This window comes from Bradyrhizobium oropedii (assembly GCF_020889685.1).
Lineage (GTDB): Bacteria > Pseudomonadota > Alphaproteobacteria > Rhizobiales > Xanthobacteraceae > Bradyrhizobium > Bradyrhizobium oropedii.
This window is the reverse complement of sequence record NZ_JACMYO010000317.1, coordinates 1-5,336: the sequence shown is the minus strand read 5'-3', so window position 1 is coordinate 5,336 and position 5,336 is coordinate 1. Positions and strand designations below refer to the sequence as shown.

The 5,336-nt window shown below is 64.7% G+C and carries 7 protein-coding genes; 1 reads left to right on the top strand and 6 read right to left on the bottom strand.

What is annotated here, in order from left to right:
* The 6 genes from pip to pqqA all read right to left on the bottom strand — a co-directional run bounded on the left by pip (position 1) and on the right by pqqA (position 4,442).
* Positions 1-972: a prolyl aminopeptidase gene (pip, locus tag H8A95_RS41440; protein WP_229188236.1), complete on the bottom strand. Its 972-nt coding sequence runs from the start codon at positions 970-972 to the stop codon at positions 1-3.
* On the bottom strand, positions 962-2,194 hold the full coding sequence (gene pqqE, locus H8A95_RS41435) for a pyrroloquinoline quinone biosynthesis protein PqqE (RefSeq protein WP_229188235.1): 1,233 nt from the start codon (positions 2,192-2,194) through the stop codon (positions 962-964). The genes pip and pqqE overlap by 11 nt, the downstream gene beginning before the upstream one ends.
* A complete protein-coding gene (pqqD, locus tag H8A95_RS41430) occupies positions 2,191-2,499 on the bottom strand; it encodes a pyrroloquinoline quinone biosynthesis peptide chaperone PqqD (RefSeq protein ID WP_229188234.1) in 309 nt (102 codons plus the stop codon). The genes pqqE and pqqD overlap by 4 nt, the downstream gene beginning before the upstream one ends.
* 11 nt (positions 2,500-2,510) lie before the next feature.
* Positions 2,511-3,266 (bottom strand): pyrroloquinoline-quinone synthase PqqC, encoded by a 756-nt coding sequence (pqqC, locus tag H8A95_RS41425; RefSeq protein WP_229188233.1) that lies wholly within the window; start codon positions 3,264-3,266, stop codon positions 2,511-2,513.
* Between the two features lie 20 nt (positions 3,267-3,286).
* Complete coding sequence (gene pqqB / locus H8A95_RS41420) at positions 3,287-4,216, bottom strand: pyrroloquinoline quinone biosynthesis protein PqqB (protein ID WP_229188232.1); 930 nt, start codon at positions 4,214-4,216, stop codon at positions 3,287-3,289.
* A 145-nt stretch (positions 4,217-4,361) separates the two neighbouring features.
* Positions 4,362-4,442 (bottom strand): pyrroloquinoline quinone precursor peptide PqqA, encoded by an 81-nt coding sequence (gene pqqA, locus H8A95_RS41415; RefSeq protein ID WP_035635412.1) that lies wholly within the window; start codon positions 4,440-4,442, stop codon positions 4,362-4,364.
* A 324-nt stretch (positions 4,443-4,766) separates the two neighbouring features.
* Between pqqA and H8A95_RS41410 the strand changes: the two genes are divergently transcribed.
* Positions 4,767-5,024 (top strand): DUF6894 family protein, encoded by a 258-nt coding sequence (locus tag H8A95_RS41410; RefSeq protein ID WP_021080047.1) that lies wholly within the window; start codon positions 4,767-4,769, stop codon positions 5,022-5,024.
* Positions 5,025-5,336 lie beyond the last annotated feature (312 nt).

Here is a 5,336-nt window from a genome sequence, read left to right as displayed (position 1 = left end):
CTAGCTTCTGGCGGCCAGATCCGCGATCGCCTTCATCACGGCATTGCGGATGCCGGGATCGTAGAGGATGTGGCCCGCGCCATCGATGATGCGGACCTCGCTGCCCGGCCAGCGCGCGGCGAGCGCGTGCGACGTCGCGGGCGGACACAGCAGATCGTAGCGGCCCTGCACCAGGATGCCGGGAATGCCGGCGAGCTTGCCGGCCTCCTTCATCAACTGGTTCGGCCGCATGAAGCAGCCATTGGCGAAGTAGTGCGCCTCCATGAACGGTGTTGAGGGCAGGGCGCCCGAGGCCTTGAGATCGAGCCGCGTCTGCTTCGGCGTGTGCTCCGACAGCACGCGTTCGGTGTCGTGCCAGGCGCGCGCGGCCGGCGCGTGCACGGCCACATCAGAATCGAGGATGCGGCGGTAATAGGCGGCGAGCGGCGCCGCGCGCTCGTTCTCGGGCAGGAAGTTGAGGAAGTCATCGGAGAGACCGGGATAGAAGCGCGGCAGAGCGCGCGTGAAAACGTCCTCCAGCTCTTCGCTGGTGCCGAGGAACGTCGCGCGCAGCACGAGGCCACTGACCCGCTCGGGATGGGCCTGCGCATAGGCCAGCGCCAGCGTCGCGCCCCAGGAGCCGCCGACCACCATCCAGCGCGCAAAGCCGAAGCGCTCGCGGATCTTCTCCATGTCCGCGATCAGATGCTGCGTCGTGTTGTGGTCGCGGCTGCCCTTCGGCCGGCTGCGGCCGCAACCGCGCTGGTCGAACAGCACGGCGTGGAAGCGCTCGGGATCGAACAGCCGGCGATGATCCGGCTGGCAGCCGCTGCCCGGGCCGCCATGCAGATAGACCGCGGGGATGCCGCCCTCGCGCCCGACGCTCTCGACATGCAGATTGTGGCCGTCGCCGACATCGAGCCATTCCGACGTCAGCGGCGCAAACGGATCGGATCGCCTGGCAGCCTTGCCGGCGTCGGCGTCAGGCGCCATTGGGGTTGTCCTGGTGTTCGTCCGTCTCCAGCGTGCCGCCGGCGAAGTTGCGGTAGAGGAAGCGGTTCTGCGTGCCGGCAGATTCCCGCTCGGCCTGCTTGAAGATTTCCTCGTGCCGCGGCGACAGCGCGCAGGCCGGATCGGTGTTGCCGGCATCGCCGGTCAACGCAAAGGCCTGGCAGCGGCAGCCGCCGTAATCGACCTCGCGGAATTCACAGGACTTGCACGGCTCCGGCATCCAGCCGGTGCCGCGATAGCGGTTGAAGGCTTCCGAGTTCTGCCAGATCCAGGCGATCGAATGGTTCGAGCGCACCGACTCGAATTCGAGCCCGGTGATGCTTTCGGCGGCATGGCAGGGCAGCACCTTGCCGGCCGGCGAGATGTTGAAGAACTGGCGGCCCCAGCCGCCCATGCATTTCTTCGGCCGCAGCGCGTAGTAGTCCGGCACGACATAGTCGATCGCGAGCGTGCCCTTCAGGCGTACCTGGGCCTCCTCGACGATCCGGCTGGTTTCCTCGATCTGCTCGATGGTAGGCATCAGCGCGGCACGGTTCTTCAGCGCCCAGCCGTAATACTGCACATTGGCGACTTCGAGCCGGTCGGCGTCGAGATCGACCGCCATCTGGATGATATCGGGCAACTGATGCAGGTTCTGCCGGTGCATCACGGCATTCACCGTGAGCGGCATGTCGAGCTCGCGGGTCCATTTCGCGACTTCGAGCTTCTTTTTGTGCGCGTCCTTCAGCCCTGCGACACGATCAGCGACGCTGGGCTCGTTGCCCTGGAAGCTGATCTGCACATGGCTGAGGCCGGCATCGGCCAGCGCCGAGAGCTTGTCTTTCGTCAGCAGCACCGCCGAGGTGATCAGGTTGGAATAGAGCCCGACATCGGTCGCGTGCTGCACCAGCTCGACGATGTCCTTGCGCGCGGTCGGCTCGCCGCCGGAGAAATGGATCTGCAGCACGCCGAGCTCGGCGAGTTCGCTCAGCACCTTCTTCCATTCGTCGGTGCTGAGCTCGGTCGAGCCGCGGTCGAGCTCGACCGGGTTGGAGCAATACGGGCATTGCAGCGGACAGCGGTGGGTGATCTCGAGGAGCACCGCGAGCGGGATGCCGTGGGTCTCGGCCGCCGAGCGGTGGCTCTCCAACACGGCGAGCCCGTCGCTTGGGGCTGCGTTCGGGCCCGGCGTCGTTGTTTTGTTGTCGGCGAGCGTGTCACTCATGCTGTGCTCTCGCGCGCTTCGGTGAGAAAGCCCTTGTCGGCCAGGTCCTGCAGCATCGCCACCACGTCGGTCGCGATCGCCTCCCGTGGCGCGGCGTATTTTTCCGCGAGCTGGTCCACCATCTCGGCGACGCTGCGTACGCCGTCGCAAAGCTGCAGCACCTCGACCGCGATTTCATCCGGCGCCAGCACGCGCTCCGGCGCCAGGATCACCCAGACCTGCCGCGTCTCGTCGAATTTCAGCTTGGTGTGGCGCGGCAGTTTCGGCCGGCTGGTCTCGCTGACGCTGATGTTGCGGCTGGCCATGACCTTGTTTCCTAGCTCGTCTTCGGCACGAAGGCGCCGGGCGGAATCTGGCCGTCGACATACGCGTGATACAGCGCGTCGAGCTGCACCCACAGCACGTTGGTCTTGAAGATCAGCGCGTTGCAGACCGCCTCGCGCTCGGCGGGCGTCCTGGCATGCTGCTTGACGTAGTCCAGCGCAAAGCCGGCGTCGCGCGGCGCCTGGGTCAAGCGGCGGCTGAAATAGCTCATGATGTCGGGATTGACGAAGTCGTAATGCTTCAACATCCCCGAGATGCGCTCCTCGTGCAGGTTCGGCGCGAACAATTCGGTGAGCGAGGAGGCGATCGCCTCCAGCGGCGTGCGGTCGCGGCAGAAATGCACATAGGCCTCCACGGCGAAGCGCGTCGCCGGCAGAATGCCTTCGGTGGATTCCACGTAAGCCGTGTCGAGGCCGAGGCCTTCGGTCAGCTTCAGCCAGCGCTCGATGCCGCCTTCATTGCCGAGGTCGCCATCGTGATCCTCGATGCGGTGGCGCCATTCGATCCTTGTGTTGCGGTCGCGGAAGCGCGAGATCACCATCGCGTCCTTCAGCGGGATCGTGCTCTGGTAGTAATAGCGGTTCAGCGCCCAGGCCTGGACCTGGCCCTTGTTGAGCTTGCCGCCGTGCAGCAGGCGGTGGAACGGGTGCAGGCTGTGATAGCGCGTCGCGCCGATCGTGCGCAGCGTCGCTTCCATCGCCTCGGCACTGTCGAGCATGATGCCCTTGCCGATCGAGAGTGCGGTCATTCCGTTTGTAGGCACGACATTCACAGCACGATCTCCGTTCCGTCGGAGGGAATCTGCCAGCCCGCCTGTTCGGCCGCCTTGCGTTCGGCCGAGGTCCCAAGCAGCGCCGGGTTGGAGTTGTTGATATGCAAAAACACTTTTCGTCCGATGTCGAGCCCGGCGAGGCTCGCGATCGCGCCCTGATCGCCCGACATCGCGATATGTCCCATGCCCTGGCCGGTCTTGTTGCCAAGCCCCGCCGCGATCAGTTCGTCGTCGCGCCACACCGTGCCGTCGAAGAACACCAGCGGCGCGCCCTTGAGCCGTGATTTCAGGTCGTCGGTCACCCGCGCGCAGGCGGCCAAGAAGTAGAAGTATTTGCCGCTGCGCTTGTCCGCAATACGCAGACCGAGCGTATCGCCGACGCCGTCGGCGCCCGCCGGGTGCGTCTTGCCCTCCAGATACCAGGCGCCCTTGCCGGGAACCTCGAACGGCAGCACTTCGAGCCCGGACGGCAAGCCATCGGGCAGGGCTGGTTCGAAGGGCTGGTCGACTGCGATCGGCAGGCGGGCCACGTTCTTTTCGCTCAGCACGTTGAAGATGCTGTTCGAGCGCAGGATCGCCAGCACCCGCTCATGCGCGTAGATATTGAACGGCGAGCCCTCGCGCATCGACAGCAGCCCGGTGACCGCATCGATCTCACTATTGGTGAGGATGACGCCGGCGATCGGGCTGTGGCGCAAGGCGCCGGGCTTCGGGTGCAGCTGCGGCGTGGCAGTTACTTGCTGGCGCAGATCGGGGGACGCGTTGACCAGGAACCAGTGCGCGCCATCACCGCTGACGGCGATCGAGGCTTGCGTGCTCTGCAATTCGGGATGGTCGCTTCGCGCCGTCCTGCACACGGCACATCCGCAGTTCCACTGCGGAACGCCGCCACCAGCTGCGGCACCCAGGACGACGACACGAAGCATGATCCGTCCCCTGGAGCAGTTTAACCCGGACCCAAAAACGCTACGAGGTGGACCCCGGGTTTGAAACACACTCCCTTGCTCGGGAGCGCGTCACGCCGGACGTCCACCTGCGCTAAAACGCTAAACGTGTAGTGAGCGCTGCCGCTTACTTGCGGGTGGCGCACATATACATGTTGATTTCCATGCCGACCGACACTTCCACGATCTTCGGTGCTTTCCAGGCCATTTGGCTCTCCTTGTTGCAACCGGACGAACTTTCCGCCCTGCAAAGTAAACTACTGTGCTTGGAAAAGTTCGCCACTTAAATTTTTCGCCAGGTGTCCCTGGGAATGCCATGCTGCACTGCGGAAGACGAATCCGGGCCACTCACAAATTTGTGCGCGCATTTCCCGTCAAAACCCGGTGGCGTCAGACCTTTTTCCTGTTGTTCGCCACACAGTGAATGGTGATCTTGGATTAAGAGACAGGGGCCCCGCGGTCCTCCGAAGGTCCTGATGACGAATCTGTGCTCCCGCGCGCCGGGAGCGACTAACCGAGCCGAGTTCTGCCGATGCCACGCTATTTCTTCAATACCCGTATCGGCGACGAGCTGATCTCCGACCCCGACGGCGAAATCCTGCGGGATCCGGATCGTGCGTGGGAGATGGCGCGGGCGATGATTCGCGAACTGCTCAAGACCGAGGGCGCCGATGGCGCGCTGCTCAGCGCGGTCATCGAGGTGACCGACGACGAGGGCGAGATCGTGCTGGAGTTTCCATTCACGGAGGCGATTCTCGATCGCCCGGACCACTCGATGACACGGCACTGACGCGGGCTGGCACTGACGCGGGCTGACACTGACACGGGCCGACAGGGCCGCCCGGCCACAACCATGCGTTGGGCGATGTCAGCATGTTTCCGATTGCAATTGTCCGGACAAATTCGCAAGACTATGAACGGAAAGCCTGATGGCGCCGATCGACCTCAATGGCGCAATGAACAACGGCTTCCACCCAGGGGAGATCATCATGAAACAACACTCGTTCGCACCGCGCAGCCTGCTGCTCGCGGGTGTCGTGCTGGGGGCGTTCACGCTCGCTGCTGCGGCGCAACAGCCGGCGGCCGCGCCTGCCGCTGGTGC